This is a genomic window from Pseudomonas sp. TR47, assembly GCF_044143025.1.
GTDB classification, from domain to species: domain Bacteria; phylum Pseudomonadota; class Gammaproteobacteria; order Pseudomonadales; family Pseudomonadaceae; genus Aquipseudomonas; species Aquipseudomonas putida_E.
Map to the genome: position 1 here is coordinate 41,086 of NZ_JBHFCS010000010.1, position 15,881 is coordinate 56,966.

At 62.6% G+C, this 15,881-nt stretch carries 13 protein-coding genes; 8 read left to right on the forward strand and 5 right to left on the reverse strand.

The window, feature by feature from the left end:
* The first annotated feature begins 27 nt into the window (after positions 1 to 27).
* Entirely contained in the window at positions 28 to 3,933 is a 3,906-nt protein-coding gene (gene hrpA / locus ACEWE8_RS12870) for an ATP-dependent RNA helicase HrpA (protein WP_046788053.1), read from the forward strand.
* A 145-nt stretch (positions 3,934 to 4,078) separates the two neighbouring features.
* Complete coding sequence (locus ACEWE8_RS12875) at positions 4,079 to 5,200, forward strand: beta-ketoacyl-ACP synthase III (RefSeq protein WP_046788054.1); 1,122 nt, start codon at positions 4,079 to 4,081, stop codon at positions 5,198 to 5,200.
* Between the two features lie 122 nt (positions 5,201 to 5,322).
* On the opposite strand, the gene ACEWE8_RS12880 is transcribed toward ACEWE8_RS12875, so the two are convergent.
* Positions 5,323 to 6,567 carry a putative porin gene (locus tag ACEWE8_RS12880; RefSeq protein WP_046788055.1) on the reverse strand — a complete coding sequence of 415 codons (1,245 nt, stop codon included), beginning with the start codon at positions 6,565 to 6,567 and terminating at the stop codon, positions 5,323 to 5,325.
* A 261-nt stretch (positions 6,568 to 6,828) separates the two neighbouring features.
* On the opposite strand from ACEWE8_RS12880, the gene ACEWE8_RS12885 reads away from it, so the two are divergent.
* Positions 6,829 to 7,956 carry a GNAT family N-acetyltransferase gene (locus ACEWE8_RS12885; RefSeq protein WP_046788090.1) on the forward strand — a complete coding sequence of 376 codons (1,128 nt, stop codon included), beginning with the start codon at positions 6,829 to 6,831 and terminating at the stop codon, positions 7,954 to 7,956.
* A 13-nt stretch (positions 7,957 to 7,969) separates the two neighbouring features.
* On the opposite strand, the gene ACEWE8_RS12890 is transcribed toward ACEWE8_RS12885, so the two are convergent.
* The 4 genes from ACEWE8_RS12890 to ACEWE8_RS12905 all read right to left on the reverse strand — a co-directional run bounded on the left by ACEWE8_RS12890 (position 7,970) and on the right by ACEWE8_RS12905 (position 12,166).
* Complete coding sequence (locus tag ACEWE8_RS12890; RefSeq protein WP_046788056.1) at positions 7,970 to 9,802, reverse strand: ABC transporter ATP-binding protein; 1,833 nt, start codon at positions 9,800 to 9,802, stop codon at positions 7,970 to 7,972.
* A gap of 63 nt (positions 9,803 to 9,865) precedes the next feature.
* On the reverse strand, positions 9,866 to 10,423 hold the full coding sequence (locus tag ACEWE8_RS12895; protein ID WP_046788057.1) for a peptidylprolyl isomerase: 558 nt from the start codon (positions 10,421 to 10,423) through the stop codon (positions 9,866 to 9,868).
* Positions 10,417 to 11,229, reverse strand: coding sequence for an alpha/beta fold hydrolase (locus ACEWE8_RS12900; protein WP_046788058.1), 813 nt, complete (start codon positions 11,227 to 11,229; stop codon positions 10,417 to 10,419). The genes ACEWE8_RS12895 and ACEWE8_RS12900 overlap by 7 nt, the downstream gene beginning before the upstream one ends.
* 13 nt (positions 11,230 to 11,242) lie before the next feature.
* Positions 11,243 to 12,166 carry a LysR family transcriptional regulator gene (locus ACEWE8_RS12905; RefSeq protein ID WP_012315658.1) on the reverse strand — a complete coding sequence of 308 codons (924 nt, stop codon included), beginning with the start codon at positions 12,164 to 12,166 and terminating at the stop codon, positions 11,243 to 11,245.
* 48 nt (positions 12,167 to 12,214) lie between these two features.
* Between ACEWE8_RS12905 and ACEWE8_RS12910 the strand changes: the two genes are divergently transcribed.
* The 5 genes from ACEWE8_RS12910 (at position 12,215) to ACEWE8_RS12930 (ending at position 15,879) form a co-directional block, all read left to right on the forward strand.
* The gene (locus ACEWE8_RS12910) at positions 12,215 to 12,529 is read left to right on the forward strand and encodes a hypothetical protein (RefSeq protein WP_012315657.1); all 315 of its coding nucleotides are present in this window, start codon (positions 12,215 to 12,217) and stop codon (positions 12,527 to 12,529) included.
* A 109-nt stretch (positions 12,530 to 12,638) separates the two neighbouring features.
* Positions 12,639 to 13,238, forward strand: a complete 600-nt coding sequence (locus tag ACEWE8_RS12915) for an FMN-dependent NADH-azoreductase (RefSeq protein WP_046788059.1) — start codon at positions 12,639 to 12,641, stop codon at positions 13,236 to 13,238.
* Between the two features lie 190 nt (positions 13,239 to 13,428).
* Positions 13,429 to 14,304 carry a carboxylate/amino acid/amine transporter gene (locus tag ACEWE8_RS12920; RefSeq protein ID WP_046788060.1) on the forward strand — a complete coding sequence of 292 codons (876 nt, stop codon included), beginning with the start codon at positions 13,429 to 13,431 and terminating at the stop codon, positions 14,302 to 14,304.
* A gap of 1 nt (position 14,305) precedes the next feature.
* Positions 14,306 to 15,241 (forward strand): AEC family transporter, encoded by a 936-nt coding sequence (locus ACEWE8_RS12925; protein ID WP_046788061.1) that lies wholly within the window; start codon positions 14,306 to 14,308, stop codon positions 15,239 to 15,241.
* Positions 15,242 to 15,636: 395 nt separating this feature from the next.
* The gene (locus ACEWE8_RS12930) at positions 15,637 to 15,879 is read left to right on the forward strand and encodes a hypothetical protein (protein ID WP_046788062.1); all 243 of its coding nucleotides are present in this window, start codon (positions 15,637 to 15,639) and stop codon (positions 15,877 to 15,879) included.
* Positions 15,880 to 15,881 lie beyond the last annotated feature (2 nt).

Here is a 15,881-nt window from a genome sequence, read left to right on the forward strand (position 1 = left end):
GGCTCACCTGCATCACTAAAAAGCCCCATGACTGACCACGCCATCGACAAACTGCTGCAAAACCTCGACCACGCCATGATCGCCGACCGCCATCGCCTGCGCCGGCAACTGCATGAGCTGCGCAAGCGCCCCGACGAGGCCAAGCTCGCGCAGTGGGTGGAGAAGGTCCAGGCGTCTTGCGCCCAGGTGACCGCGCGTCAGCACAGTGTGCCGCGCATCCGCTACGACGACAGCTTGCCGATTGCCGCCAAGCGCGACGAGATCAAAAAGGCATTGGCCGAAAACCAGGTCCTGGTGATTGCTGGTGAGACCGGTTCGGGCAAGACCACCCAGCTACCCAAGATCTGCCTGGAGCTGGGCCGCGGCAGCCACGGCCTGATCGCCCACACCCAGCCACGGCGGATTGCCGCGCGCAGCGTTGCTGCCCGTGTGGCTGAAGAGCTGGGTACACCGCTGGGCGCCCTGGTCGGTTACCAGGTGCGGTTCGAGGACCAGAGCGACGCCAACACCTTGGTCAAGCTGATGACCGACGGCATCTTGCTGGCCGAAACCCAGCATGACCGCTTCCTCGAGCGCTACGACACGATCATCGTCGACGAGGCGCACGAGCGCAGCCTTAACATCGATTTCCTGCTCGGCTACCTCAAGACCCTGCTGCATCGCCGCCCGGACCTGAAGCTGATCATCACTTCGGCGACCATCGACCTGGAGCGCTTCTCCAAGCATTTCGATGGTGCGCCGATCATCGAGGTATCCGGCCGTACCTACCCGGTGGACACCTGGTATCGCCCGCTGACCAGTGAACAGGACGAAGAAGGCAACCAGGTCGAGGACGACCTCACCGTCGACCAGGCGATCCTCGCCACCCTCGATGAGATCGCCCACCACGAGCGCAGCGAGGGCAAGGGCCCCGGCGACGTGCTGGTGTTCCTGCCGGGCGAGCGCGAGATTCGCGATGCCGCCGAGATACTGCGCAAGGCCCAGTTGCGTCATACCGAGATCCTGCCGCTGTATGCGCGCCTGTCTCCGGCCGAGCAGCAGCGTATCTTCCAGTCGCACACTGGCCGGCGAGTGGTGCTGGCCACCAACGTGGCGGAAACCTCGCTGACCGTGCCAGGCATCCGCTATGTGATCGACACCGGTACCGCGCGCATCAGCCGCTACAGCTACCGGGCCAAGGTCCAGCGCTTGCCGATCGAAGCGGTATCCCAGGCCAGCGCCAACCAGCGTAAAGGCCGTTGCGGCCGTGTCGAGCCGGGCATTTGCATACGCCTTTACAGCGAAGAAGACTTCAACGGCCGGCCAGCCTTCACCGACCCCGAGATCCTGCGCACCAACCTGGCGGCGGTGATCCTGCAGATGCTGCACCTGCGTCTGGGCGCCATCGATGCCTTCCCGTTCATCGAGCCGCCGGATGGCAAGGCCATCAGCGACGGTTTCAACCTGCTGCAGGAGCTGTCGGCGGTCAACCGCGAGAACCAGCTGACGCCCCTGGGCCGTCAGCTGGCGCGCTTGCCGATCGACCCCCGGCTGGGCCGGATGCTGCTCGAAGGCGCCCGTCAGGGCAGCCTGCAGGAAGTGCTGATCGTCACCAGTGCATTGTCGGTGCAGGACCCGCGCGAGCGCCCGCCGGAGCGTCAGCAGGCGGCTGACCAGGCGCATGCGCAGTGGAAGGATGTGGATTCCGATTTTGCCGCACTGGTCAACCTGTGGCGAGGCTTTGAGGAGCAGCGCCAGGCGCTGACGGCCAACCCGCTACGCAACTGGTGTCGCAAGAATTTTCTCAACTATTTGCGCCTTCGCGAATGGCGTGACGCCCATCGTCAGTTGGCGCTGATCTGCCGTGACCTGCAACTGACGGTGAACAAGGACCCGTCCGACTACCAGAAGATGCACAAAGCCATCCTCAGCGGGCTGCTCAGCCAGATCGGCCACAAGACCGAAGACGGCGACTACCAGGGCGCGCGTCAGCGGCGCTTCTGGGTGCACCCGTCCTCGGGCATTGGCCGCAAGCGCCCGCAGTGGGTCATGGCCGCCGAGCTGGTGGAGACCACCAAGCTGTATGCGCGCATGGTGGCCAAGATCGAGCCCGACTGGATCGAGCCGCTGGCGACTCACCTGGTCAAGAAAAACCACTTCGAACCGCACTGGGAGAAGAAGCGCGGGCAGGTGGTGGCCTACGAGCAGATCACCCTCTACGGGCTGATCCTGGTCGGCCGCCGCCCAGTGCATTACGGTCCGATCGACCCGGTTACCTCGCGTGAGCTGTTCATACGCGAAGGGCTGGTTGGAGGCGAAATCCAGTCGCGGGCCAAGTGCCTGGCCGCCAACAAGCGCCTGCTTGAAGAGCTCGACGAGCTGGAAGCCAAGGCGCGCCGGCGCGACATTCTTGCCGATGAAGAAACCCTCTACGCCTTCTATGAAGCGCGCCTGCCAGCGGAGATCCACCAGACCGCGACCTTCGACAGCTGGTACCGCATGGGCAGCCAGAAGGATGCCAGCCTGCTGATCATGCGTGAGGAAGACGTGTTGGCCCGTGAGGCCAGCGAAGTCACTGCGGCGCAATACCCGGACAGCCTGCAGGTCGGCGAGCTGCGCCTGCCGCTGAGCTACCACTTCGAACCGGGCCACCCACGTGACGGCGTGACGGTAAGGGTGCCCGCGCCGCTGTTGCCAAGCCTGCCGGGCGAGCGCCTGGAGTGGCTGGTGCCGGGCTTGCTCGAAGCCAAGTGCGTGGCGCTGGTGCGCAACCTGCCCAAGGCCCTGCGCAAGAACTTCGTGCCGGTACCGGACTTCGTCAAGGCGTCGCTGGCACGCATGACGTTCGGCCAGGGTGCCTTGCCTCAGGCTTTGGGCCAGGAGCTGTTGCGCATGACCGGTGCCCGTGTGTCCGATGAGGCCTGGGCAGAGTCGGTAGGCCTGGTCGAAGGGCATCTGCGTATGAATATCGAGGTGGTCGATGGCCAGGGCAAGTTCCTCGGTGAGGGCCGCGACCTGGCCGAGTTGACCGCACGCTTTGCCGCCGCCAGCCAGGCAGCGCTGGCGGTGCCGCGCGACGACAAGGGCGCGCAGCCGGTGCAGGCCAAGGCCTTCAGTGAAGTGAAGCAGACCGCCCAGCAGAAGATCGCCGGGCTGTCGATGACGGTGTACCCGGCATTGGTGGAAGAGAGCGGCAGCGTGCGCGAGGGGCGTTTCTCGACCCAGGCCGAAGCCGAGTTCCAGCATCGCCGTGCCTTGCAGCGCCTGTTGCTGCAGCAGTTGGCAGAGCCTGCCAAGTTCCTGCGCGGCAAGCTCCCGGGGCTGACCGAACTGGGCTTGCTGTACCGCGAACTGGGCCGCGTCGAGGCGCTGGTGGAGGATATCCTGCTGGCCAGCCTCGACAGTTGCATCCTCGAAGGGGAGGCCACGTTACCGCGCGATGGTGCAGCATTGGCCGGGCTTGCCGAGCGCAAGCGCGGCAGCTGGGCCGAGCATGCCGAGCGCCTGGCCCGCCAGACGCTGGAAGTGCTCAAGCTGTGGCACGGCCTGCAGAAGCGTTTCAAAGGCAAGATCGACCTGAGCCAGGCGGTGGCGCTGAACGACATCAAGCAGCAGTTGGCCAACCTGGTGTATCCGGGCTTCGTGCGCGAGACACCTTCGGCCTGGTTCAAGGAGCTGCCGCGCTACCTCAGGGCGGTGGAGTTGCGCCTGGAGAAGCTTGGCAGCCAGGTACAGAAGGACAGGGTGTGGAGTGGCGAGCTGGCCAACCTCTGGGCCCAGTACAAGGCCCGTGCCGACAAGCATGCCCAGGAAGGCAAGCGCGACGAGCAGCTGACCTTGTACCGCTGGTTGCTGGAAGAATATCGGGTGTCGCTGTTTGCCCAGCAATTGGGCACGAAAGTACCGATTTCTGACAAACGTCTCAGCAAACAGTGGTCTCAGGTGGAAGCCTAAACCCCGCAAGTTGTGGCAATATTGAGGCAATTTGGGGCCGCATTGCGGCCCCTTGCGGGTTCGACCTGCGCCTTGAACTTGGTACTAAAGTGCTATTACTCCAGCCAGCGCCCTGTGGCGATGGCCTTTGACCAGAGGAACGATCGTGCATAACGTCGTGATCAGCGGCACCGGCCTGTATACCCCGGCCCAGAGCATTTCCAACGAAGAACTGGTGGAATCCTTCAACACCTGGTCGCAACAGTTCAACCGCGACAACGCTGCCGCCATCGAGCGCGGCGAGGTCGAAGCTGCGCCGCTTTCCGACGCCGCCTTCATCGAGAAGGCCTCGGGCATCAAGAGCCGCTTCGTCATGGACAAGGCCGGCATTCTCGACCCGCAGCGCATGAAGCCGCGCCTGCCGGAGCGTTCCAACGACGAGCAGTCGATCCTTTGCGAGATGGGCGTGGCCGCTGCCCGTCAGGCACTCGAGCGCGCAGGCCGCACCCCTGCCGATGTCGACGGGGTGATCGTCGCCTGCTCCAACCTGCAGCGCCCGTACCCGGCCATCGCCATCGAAGTGCAACAGGCGCTGGGCATCCAGGGCTTCGCCTTCGACATGAACGTGGCTTGCTCCTCGGCCACTTTCGGCATCCAGACCGCAGCCAACAGCGTGCAACTGGGCCAGGCCCGTGCGTTGTTGGTGGTCAGCCCGGAAATCTGCACCGGGCACCTGAACTTCCGTGACCGCGACAGCCATTTCATTTTTGGTGACGCTGCCACTGCCGTGCTGGTCGAGCGTGCCGACCAGGCCACCTCGGCACACCAGTTCGATATCCTCGGTACCAAGTTGCAGACCTCGTTCTCCAACAATATCCGCAACAATTTCGGCTTCCTCAACCGTGCTGCGGAAGAGGGCGTCGGTACGCGGGACAAGTTGTTCGTGCAGGAAGGCCGCAAGGTATTCAAGGAAGTCTGCCCGATGGTCGCCGAGCTGATCGGCAAGCACCTGGGCGAGAACGATCTGCAGCCCTCCGACGTCAAGCGCTTCTGGCTGCACCAGGCCAACCTGAGCATGAACCAGCTGATCGTCAAGAAGCTGTTGGGCCGTGAAGTGGCCGAGGAAGATGCACCAGTCATTCTCGACCGTTATGCCAACACCAGCTCGGCGGGGTCGGTGATTGCCTTCCACCTGTACCAGGATGACCTGGCCAAGGGTTCGCTGGGCGTGCTGAGCTCGTTTGGTGCGGGCTACTCGATTGGTAGTGTGATTCTGCGTAAACGCTGACAGTCAGCCCTGCGCCGGCTTGCCGGCGGCAGGGCCAGTGCGTTTCTCGAAGGCAAAAAAAGGCAGGAAATGCCGGATGGGGTCGGCATTTCCCGCCTTGAGTGAAGCTCAGGCGTTGCAGCTTAGAACTTGGCTTCCAGGTCCACCTGCAGCGTGTCGACATCGGCATCGCTGTTCGGCAACTGCGACAGGTCGGTCTTGGCCATCAAGTAAGCGGCGCCCAGCGAGAAGTTCTTGTCGATTTCATAACCGACCTTGAACTTGTGGCCGCGCGAGCCGGTGTAACCGTTGCCGAAGTCGGAGTCGGTGAACAGGCTGACCACGGCGTTGCGCTGAACATCGCGGTAGTTGTAATCCAGGCTCCAGGCGCCGACTTTGGTCTTCAGGCCAGCCAGCCAGGCCTGGTCTTCGCCATCGGTGCTTTCGGTGTTCTTCACGTACTGGCCATACGCCGACAACGGGATGGCGAGGCCGGTGAAGTCCACCTGGCCGAAGCCTTCCACCAGGTTGAACTCGTTGGTGGTATTGCCGAACGACTGCAGGATGGTCGCTTCCTTGTCGTTGTCGTAGCCATAGATGCTCGCGCCGACGGTGAGCTTGAGCACATCGGCCGGGGCGAACTTGGCGCCCAACTGGCCGTGGTAGACCTGGGCGTCGTGCTTGTACTGCACGCCGTCGCCGTCCACGTTGTCCTTGAGCGTGTACTGGCCCGCGCTGGCGAAGACTTCGGCGCCGCCGAGGTCGGTCTTGTAGGTGGCGGCAACGCCTTCCGGGTTGATGTCGCCGTCCCAGATGATGTCACCCATGCTCACCCAAGGCTGTGCCATCTTGCCGCCGATCAGGTGCAGGTTCGGTACTGCGCTCGGGTGCCAGTCGAGGTAGGCCTGGTCGACCCACAGCGATTTCTTGTCGAAGTAGTTATCGAAACTCTGGTTGGTCGAACGGCGGTCTGCGCTGCTGCCGGTGGCGATGCGGATGCCTGCGTCGACTTGTGGGTTGATCTCGCTGTAGAAACCGACGCGGGCGCGAACGCGCTGGCGGTCCTGGTTGCCGCTGCTGCTGTTCGGGTCGTCGACGTTGACGTCCTCGTAGCGCAGGCGGATATCGCCTTTGACCTGGGTCTTGGCGGCCCATGCCACTTTCTGTTCGAAGGAGCTCATGCGTTCTGACTGAGCTTTCTGGTCGGCCTTTTCCTTGGTTTCTTTTGCCAGGTCACCTTGCAGTTCGTTGTACTGCGCCTGGTTGATCGAGCCGTTGGCGCGGAGCATTTCGAGCAGCTTGGCGTCGACAGCCGCACTGGCCGGAGTACTCAGAGCCAGCATCATGCCGGTGAGGCTCACTCCGGTAAGTGTAGAAACAAGACGCATAAGGTTCTCCCTACTGAAAAATATTGGGGAGGCTCAGCGTCCACCCCCATGTTGGCATGTCTTCGGAAAGGGCCTGAATAGACAGGTTCTAGGGTTCCGGAAAACAGGCGCAAGTATTGCGGGGGCGAATGACAGAATAATGTCTATTTGGTGGCACTGCCGTTAAGTAATTGAGAATGGAAGGATCGGGCCGGCATTCGGCATTTGAGTGAGAGGCCGGTATTCCCTGATACTGATGCCCTCACTCCGCGAGTCGACATCGTGACCAGCCTCTACAGCCTTGCCCATCTGCGTGACCTGCCTGCCGCGACCTGGGACGCCCTGGTACCTGCCGGCCAACCCTTCCTGCGCCATGCGTTCCTGAGCGCCCTGGAGGACAGCGGCAGTGTTGCGCCAGCCACCGGCTGGGCGGCGGAACACCTGGTGCTGGAGCGTGACGGGCAAGTGCGTGCGCTGTTGCCGGCGTACCGCAAGTGGCATTCGTACGGCGAGTACGTGTTCGATCATGGCTGGGCCGACGCCTGCGAGCGTGCTGGTATTGCCTATTACCCCAAACTGCTTGGCGCCGTGCCGTTCAGCCCGGTCAGCGGGCCGCGCCTGCTCAGCGTTGACCCGGCCGATGGCCTGCTCATGCTCCAGGCATTGCCTGAGTATCTGGGCAAAGGCGGGCTATCCGGGGCTCACATCAACTTCACCGACCCTGGCCTAGATGCTCAGATGGCCGGCCTGCCGGGCTGGATGGAGCGCCTGGGATGTCAGTTCCACTGGCGCAACCATGGCTACCGCGACTTTCAGGACTTTCTCGACAGCTTGAGTTCGCGCAAGCGCAAACAGATGCGCAAGGAACGTGAGCAGGTTGCAGGGCAGGGCATCGACTTTCGTTGGTACCGTGGCGATGAACTTGAGGAGGCCCAATGGGATTTCGTCTACCTCTGCTACGCCAATACCTACGCAGTGCGCAGGCGTACGCCCTATCTGACCCGTGAATTCTTCAGCTTGCTGGCGCAGCGCATGCCCGAGGCCCTAAGGGTCGTGATGGCGCGTCAGGGCGGTCGCGATGTCGCCATGGCCCTGAGCCTGGTGGGTGGCGACAGCCTGTTTGGGAGGTACTGGGGCTGCCTGGATGAGTTCGACCGGCTGCACTTCGAGACCTGTTTTTACCAGGGCATGGACTTTGCGATTGCCGAAGGCTTGCAGCGCTTCGATGCCGGCGCGCAGGGCGAGCACAAGCTGATTCGTGGCTTCGAGCCGGTGCTGACCCGCTCCTGGCATTATCTGCTTCACCCAGGCCTGCGCCGGGCGGTGGACGATTTCCTGCAGCAGGAGCGCGCAGGGGTTATGGGCTATGCCGAAGAGGCACGGGGGATGTTGCCTTACCGCCGGGATTGAAACCCGACAGGCCTCAATCCACCCCGACGAACCCGCCCGTCTGGTGATGCCACAGCCTGGCATACAAGCCTTGTTGCGCCAGCAGTTCACTGTGGCTGCCACTTTCGACGATATGCCCCTTGTCCAGCACCACCAGGCGGTCCATCCGCGCAATGGTCGAGAGGCGGTGGGCGATGGCGATCACCGTCTTGCCTTGCATGAGGGTTTCCAGGCTTTCCTGGATCGCCGCTTCGACCTCCGAGTCCAGTGCTGACGTGGCCTCGTCCATGATCAGGATGGGCGCGTTCTTGAGCAGCACCCGGGCTATAGCGATGCGCTGGCGCTGGCCACCGGACAGCTTGACCCCGCGCTCGCCCACATGCGCGTCGAAGCCCGTGCGGCCCTGGGCATCCGACAACTGAGGAATGAATTCGTCGGCACGGGCCCGGCGCACCGCCTCGTGCAGCGCTTGCTCGCTGGCATCCGGGCGGCCGTACAACAGGTTGTCGCGGATCGAGCGATGCAGCAGTGAGGTGTCCTGGGTGATCATGCCGATCTGCGCCCGCAGGCTGGCCTGGCTCACCTCGGCGATGTCCTGCCCGTCGATCAGGATACGCCCGCCCTGCACGTCGTAAAGGCGCAGCAGCAGGTTGACCAGGGTCGACTTGCCGGCGCCGGAGGGGCCGATCAGGCCGATCTTTTCGCCCGGGCGGATGTCCAGGTTCAGCCCGTCGATGACGTTGCGGGCCTTGCCGTAGTGGAAGTCGACGTTATCGAAACGCACCGCGCCACGGGTCACTTTCAGCGGCGCTGCCTTGGGCTTGTCGGTGACGGTGACCGGCTGGGCGATGGTCTGCAGGCCGTCCTGCACCATGCCGATGTTCTCGAAGATGCCGTTGACCACCCACATGATCCAGCCCGACATGTTGACGATACGGATCACCAGCCCGGTGGCCAGGGCGATGGCGCCTACGGTGATCAGCGACTGGCTCCACAGCCACAGGGCCAGGCCGGTGGTGGCGACTACCAGCAAGCCGTTGAGGCTGGTGATGACCACGTCCATGCTGGTGATCACCCGCGACGCCAGCTGGGTCTTTTCGGTCTGCTCGCGGATCGCTTCGCGGGCGTACTGCTGCTCGTGGTCGGTGTGGGCGAACAGCTTGAGGGTGGCGATGTTGGTGTAGCCGTCGACGATGCGCCCCATCAGCCTGGAGCGGGCGTCGGAGGAGATCACCGAGCGCTCTTTGACCCGTGGCACGAAATAAAACAGTGCGGCGACATAGCTGGCAATCCAGACCAGTAACGGCAGCATCAGGCGCCAGTCGGCCTCGGCGAACAGCACCAGCGAGGTGATCGCATAGATCAGCACGTGCCACAACGCGTCCACCGCCTGCACGGCCGAGTCGCGCAGCGAGTTGCCAGTCTGCATGATGCGCTGGGCGATACGCCCGGCAAAATCGCTCTGGAAGAAGTTGAGGCTCTGCTTGAGCACATAGGTGTGGTTCTGCCAGCGGATCAGGCTGGTCATGCCCGGGTTGATGGTCTGGTGCACCAGCAGGTCATGCAGGCCAAAGAAGATCGGCCGCAGCAGCAGGACCACCACCAGCATCCAGATCAGTTCGCTGCTGTGCTCGCTGAAGAAATTGGCATTGGGCGTGCCCTGGGCCAGGTCGATGATGCGGCTCAGGTAGCTGAACATCGCCACCTCGATCAGCGAGGCAACCAGGCCGACCACCAGCAGGGCGAGAAAACTCGGCCACACCTGGCGCAGGTAATAGAGGTAGAAGGGCCACACCTGGGTGGGCGGCGACTCGCTGGGCGCGTCGCGGAAGATGTCGATCAGTTGCTCGAAACGGCGGTACAGCATGGGTGACAACACTCCTGTTCAACCCGACCCTCAGGCGGTTTCACGTCCTTGTGAAGCCTGCAGTCAGTCGATGCGTTTGGCGGACTTGATGAACACCGGATCGGCCGGCACATCGCGCATGCCTTTCTTGACGGTAGTGCGCGAGTTGACGATCTGGTCGACCACCTCCATGCCCTTGGTCACTTTGCCGAACACTGCATAGCCACGGTCACGGCCCGGGTTCAGGAAGTCGTTGTCGGCCACGTTGATGAAGAACTGGCTGGTGGCCGAGTTCGGGTCGGAGGTGCGTGCCATCGACAGGGTGCCGCGGGTGTTCTGCAGACCGTTGCCGGCTTCGTTGCGGATCGGGTCACGCGTCGGCTTTTGCACCATCTGCTCGGTGAACCCACCGCCCTGGACCATGAAGCCTGGGATCACACGGTGAAAAATGGTGTTGTTGTAGAAACCGCTGTCGACGTATTCGAGGAAGTTCTTGGTACTGACCGGCGCCTTCTCGGCATCGAGCTCGATTTCGACCTGGCCGAAGCTGGTGTCGAGCACTACGTGAGGGGTCTTGTCGGAGGCCATGACGGTGGTGGCAAAGGCGACCGAGCAGGCGGTGAGCAGAAGTTTTTTCAGCATGGGCTCAAAGATCCTTGAGAGGTGGAAGCGGCTGCGAGGAACTGCAGCAAAGTCTGGTTGAAGACTTCGGGTTGATCGAGGGGTGTAGCGTGCCGGGAATCATCGATGACTACCAGCCTTGCCTGCGGCATCAGGGCAACGTAGCGCTCTTTGAGTTGTACCGGGGTGTAATCGTGGTCGGCAGCGACCACCAGCGTGGGACAGTGTATCTGGCCGATGCGTTCCTGCACGCCCCAGTCCACGATGGCGTCAAAACTCTTGAGGTAGGCGCGTTTGTCGTTGCGCGCCCAGCGTTGCGCCATCTTCTGGCGCAAGTCGGCTTGCTCCGGTTTGGGGAACAGGCGCTGGGCCAGGCCCTTGCCGACCGTCTCGACACTGAGGATGCGTGCCAGGCCCCAGCGCTTGGCCCACCAGACCCAGTCGCTGCGCGTACGGCGCTTGACCTCGGGGGCGCTGTTGACGATGCACAGGCTGCGCAGCCATTGCGGATGGTCGACGGCGAATTGAAAGCCCACCATGGCGCCCATCGACAGCCCCACGAAGTGCACCGGGCCGGTCTGCAGGTGTTCGAGCAGGGCCAGCAGGTCTTCGCTGAATGTGGCGATCTGGTAGCCATCATTGGGCTTGTCGGAGCGGCCGTGGCCCCGGATGTCCATGAGGATCACCCGGTAATGGCGGCTGAGCGCGGGTACCTGCAGTTCCCAGTCCTGGCTGCTCGAGCCCAGGCCATGCAGCAGTACCAGGGGTTCACCCTGGCCGTATTCCTGATAATGCAGCGAGCATCCTTCATGTTCGAAATAGGCCATGGGCGCGGTTCTCTCAGGCTTGCGGGGGGGCTGCGAAGGGCACGTCCAGTGGCGCGGTGTCGAAATTGCGCAGCAGGTCGATGAGAATCTGCGTGGCCGGGCCCAAGGTCTTCTCTTTGCTCGAATAAAGGTAGAACAGTGGATGACGGCTGCCACCCTGGTCCAGTGGCAGCGGCTTGAGCACGCCTTCGCGCAGTTCGCGATCGATCATGTGCCGCGGCAGCCAGGCAAAGCCCAGCCCGCTGCTGACGAAGGTCGTGGCGGTACCCAGGCTGCCGACGGTCCAGCGCTGTTCGGCGCCGAGCCAGCCGACATCGCGGGGTTGGGCGCGGCCGGAGTCGCGGATCACCACTTGCAACTGGCTTTCCAGGTCCTGGAACGTGATCTCCCGGCCCAGGCGGTGCAGGCTGTGCTCGGGGTGGGCGACAGCCACGAACTCCACGGCACTGAGCTCGGTGCCCAGATAGCCGCCAATGCTGTAGCTGCTGATGGCAAGGTCGGCGATACCTTCATGCATCACCTCCTCGACGCCGGACAGCACTTCCTCGCGCAGGCGCACCCGGCAACCGCGGCTCTGCGGCATGAACGCGGCCAGGGCACGTACCAGGCGGGCACTGGGGTAGGCGGCATCGACCACCACACGTACCTCGGCTTCCCAGCCTTGCTCCATGTGGTGGGCCAGGTCTTCAAGCTGGCTGGCCTGCTTGACCAGGTGCCGTGAGCGGCGCAGCAGCACGTTGCCCGCCTCGGTCAGCACGGCTTTGCGGCCATCGATGCGCAGCAGTGGTACGCCGAGCTGCTCTTGCATGCGCGCCACCGTGTAACTGACCGATGACTGCGAGCGGTGCAGGGCTTCGGCTGCCTGGGCAAACCCACCGTGATCGACCACTGCCTGCAAGGTTCGCCACTGATCCAGGGTTACGCGCGGCGCTTTCATCTTTGGCTCCTGTTGACCTAAGCTGCGCTCTTTCAAGGAGAGCGCCCCATGAAGAAATGTTGTGCGGCAATACTGATGTGCCTGCCCCTCGGGGCCATGGCTTACCCCATCGACGTGGAGAAGGAACTGGCCGGAGTCAAGCTGGACTACACCGCCTACGACACCGCGTACGACATCGGAGCCATCACCCTGAACAACTATGGGCAAGTGCCGGCGGCCTGCAAGGTGACGTTCCGCAACGGCCCGGAAGCGCCACGGGTACGCCGGGTGAATGTACCGGCGGGCAAAAGTGTGGACGTCACGGCCAAGTTCAACCGGCAGATCATCAAGCTGCGCATCGCAGTGAACTGCAAAGCGGAATAAAACTGATTAATCGATAGATTGCACCCACTTTTTACGCTTTTTTATCGATAGGTCAAGCCTTAATCTCACCTCCATCGAATCGCAACCCATTTTGCCGATGGAGGCACCCATGTCCCGCGTACTGATCGTCGAAAGCAGCGCCCGCCAGCAGGATTCCGTTTCCCGTCAACTGACCCGTGACTTCATCGAACACTGGCAAGCAGCGCACCCGGCCGACGAGATCACCGTTCGCGATCTGGCGGTGACCCCGGTGCCGCACCTGGACGCCAACCTGCTCGGTGGCTGGATGAAGCCTGAAGAGCAACGCAATGCCGCTGAACTGGAGGCCCTGGCCCGTTCCAACGAGCTGACCGATGAGCTGCTGGCGGCCGACGTGCTGGTGATGGCTGCACCGATGTACAACTTCACCATCCCCAGCACGCTCAAGGCCTGGCTTGACCACGTATTGCGTGCCGGCATCACCTTCAAGTACACCCCGACCGGCCCGCAAGGCCTGCTGACCGGCAAGCGCGCCATTGTCCTGACTGCCCGTGGCGGCATCCACGCCGGCGCCACCAGCGACCATCAGGAGCCGTACCTGCGCCAGGTGATGGCATTCATCGGCATTCACGATGTGAACTTCATCCATGCCGAAGGCCTGAACATGAGCGGTGACTTCCACGAGAAAGGCATCAACCAGGCCAAGGCCAAGCTGGCCGCGGTGGCCTGAGCGTCAACCAATTCCCAACCCTGACACCTTGTTTGCTCCTTTGGGTGTACCTGCCCGGCCTCGATGGCCGGGTTTTTTTTTGTGTGTGAATCACTCACGCCCATGAAATGCGCAGCCCCCACATTGCGCATGGTTGAACACATCGGTCGCAACCCGCTAAGGTCGCGGCCTTGATTTACGAGAGGCAACCATGGGCTACCTGATAATCGTCGCGCTGATCCAGGCGTTTTCCTTCAGCCTGATCGGCGAGTACCTGGCCGGGCACGTCGACAGCTACTTTGCCGTGCTCGCACGCGTGGTGCTGGCGGGCCTGGTTTTCCTGCCGCTGACCCGCTGGCGCCAGGTCGAGCCGCGCTTCATGCGCTCGATGCTGCTGATCGGTGCGCTGCAGTACGGCATCACCTATGTCTGCCTGTACCTGAGTTTCCGCGTGCTGACCGTACCTGAGGTGCTGCTGTTCACGATCCTCACGCCACTGCACGTGACCCTGATCGAGGATGCGCTGAACCGCCGCTTCAACCCATGGGCCTTGCTCGCTGCCTTGGTCGCGGTCGCAGGGGTGGCGGTGATCCGCTTCGACAGCATCAGTGGCGACTTCTTCATCGGCTTTTTGCTGCTGCAGTTGGCCAACTTCACCTACGCTGCCGGCCAGGTGCTGTACCGCCATCTGGTTGCCCGCCACCCCAGCGACCTGCCGCATTACAAGCGTTTCGGCTACTTCTACCTGGGGGCGTTGATCGTCGTGCTGCCGGCTTTCCTGCTGTTTGGCAACACCCAGCATTTGCCGAGCACCGACGTGCAATGGCTGGTGCTGCTGTTCCTCGGGCTGTGCCCGACAGCGCTGGGCTTGTACTGGTGGAACAAGGGGGCCTGCATGGTGTCCGGCGCTACGCTGGCGGTGATGAACAACCTGCACGTGCCGGTGGGGCTGCTGCTCAACCTGCTGATCTGGAACCAGCACGAGCCATTGGGGCGCTTGCTCATCGGTGGCGCGATCATCCTGGCCTCCGTGTGGCTGAGCCGCCTGGGCAGCCGCACGGATGCACCGCTGGTGCGCAGGGCCTGACATGCACACCATCCTGGTCATCGTCGCGCCGATCTTTGCGTTGATCCTGGTCGGTTATCTTTGCCGCCGGACCAACAAGCTTGGCGACAAGGCTGCGGCCGAGATCAACAAGATGGTGGTCTGGCTGTGCCTGCCGGCCCTGCTGTTCAAGGTCACAGCCACCGCAACCTGGAGCGAGGTATGGCACCCAGGGTTCATCGTGGCCTTTGGCGCAGGGGCGCTGGCGATGTTCGTGGCCACGCTGGCCTGGCGGCTGTTCAGCGGCCACGGGCTGGTCGCGGCCAGCATCGACGGGCTCAGCGCGGGGTATGCCAACACCGGCTATATCGGCATCCCGCTGTGTTTGCTGCTGTTCGGTCAGCCCGGGCTGCAGCCTGCGTTGATTTCTTCGTTGATCGTGGTCTGCCTGGTGTTCGCGATATCGCTGACGCTGATCGAAATTGGCCTACAGGAAGAGAAGCGGATCGGCCGCGCCATGTGGGTAGTGGGCAAGGCGCTGGCGAAGAACCCCTTGGTGATTTCGCCCGTGGCTGGGGCCGCTTGGGCAATGTCCGGGTTGGGGTTGGCGGAGCCGGTGATGCATTTTCTCGACATGCTGGCCTTGGCCACCACGCCCTGTGCATTGATTTCGCTGGGGGCGTTTCTGGCAGAGAAACGCAGCGGCGCTCAGGCCAGCCCATGGCCACTGGTTGCGATGAAGCTGGTAGGGCAGCCAGCGCTGACTTGGGTGTTGGCGTTCAAGGTATTCAGCCTGCCGAACATGTGGGCTGCTTCAGCGGTACTGCTGGCGGCGCTGCCGACGGGGACCGGGCCCTTCATGCTGGCGGAGTATTACAACCGGGAAGCGGGGCTGATATCGCGGACGATACTGTTGTCGACGGTGGCTTCTTTAGTCACCTTGACCGGGTTGTTGTACCTGCTGGGTTATGCGGGGTGATTTGGGGCTGCTGCGCAGCTATTTCGCAATACAAGGCCGCTCGGACGAATCTTGAAGCACACATGGCCTGTACGCCTTACATGGTGTTGCGCCCAGCAGCTGAAAAATCAGATTTTGCCCCTTTCTTGTAGGGCATTTCCCAAAGATACTGCCGGCCATTGTGGTGTGCTGGGTTGGTCACTAGTCTCAGCCGGTCGTTGCCATTCAACGACCGGCTTTGACAGGCCGACTCAAATTGCAATCCATAGCTTTGCCTTCAATGGTGGCTGTGCGTGGGGCGCCTTTGGGTGCGCCGGGTTTCTCAATTTGACCGGTCTGTCAACCCGTGCACAGCTGCCACCCTTTGTTTGACAGCAAATGGCGGTGGTCCCCAATCACAAATTGAGGGTTACACCATGCTGAAGATAGTCCCCGATCCACCCTACAACCTCCATTCCCTGGAAGACACGCTGCTGATGGCAGCGGACTACGCGCTATGCGCTGAAGCCGTCGCTCAGCAAGCCGTGTTGATGCAACCGAAATCACCCGTTTCGGTATTGATGATGACGTCGATGCACGAGCTGGACACCCTCCGCAGGTTGCTCGAATCAGCGCTGGCTCAAGTCCAAAAGCCGGCGGACCCGCAGACGTTGCATTAATC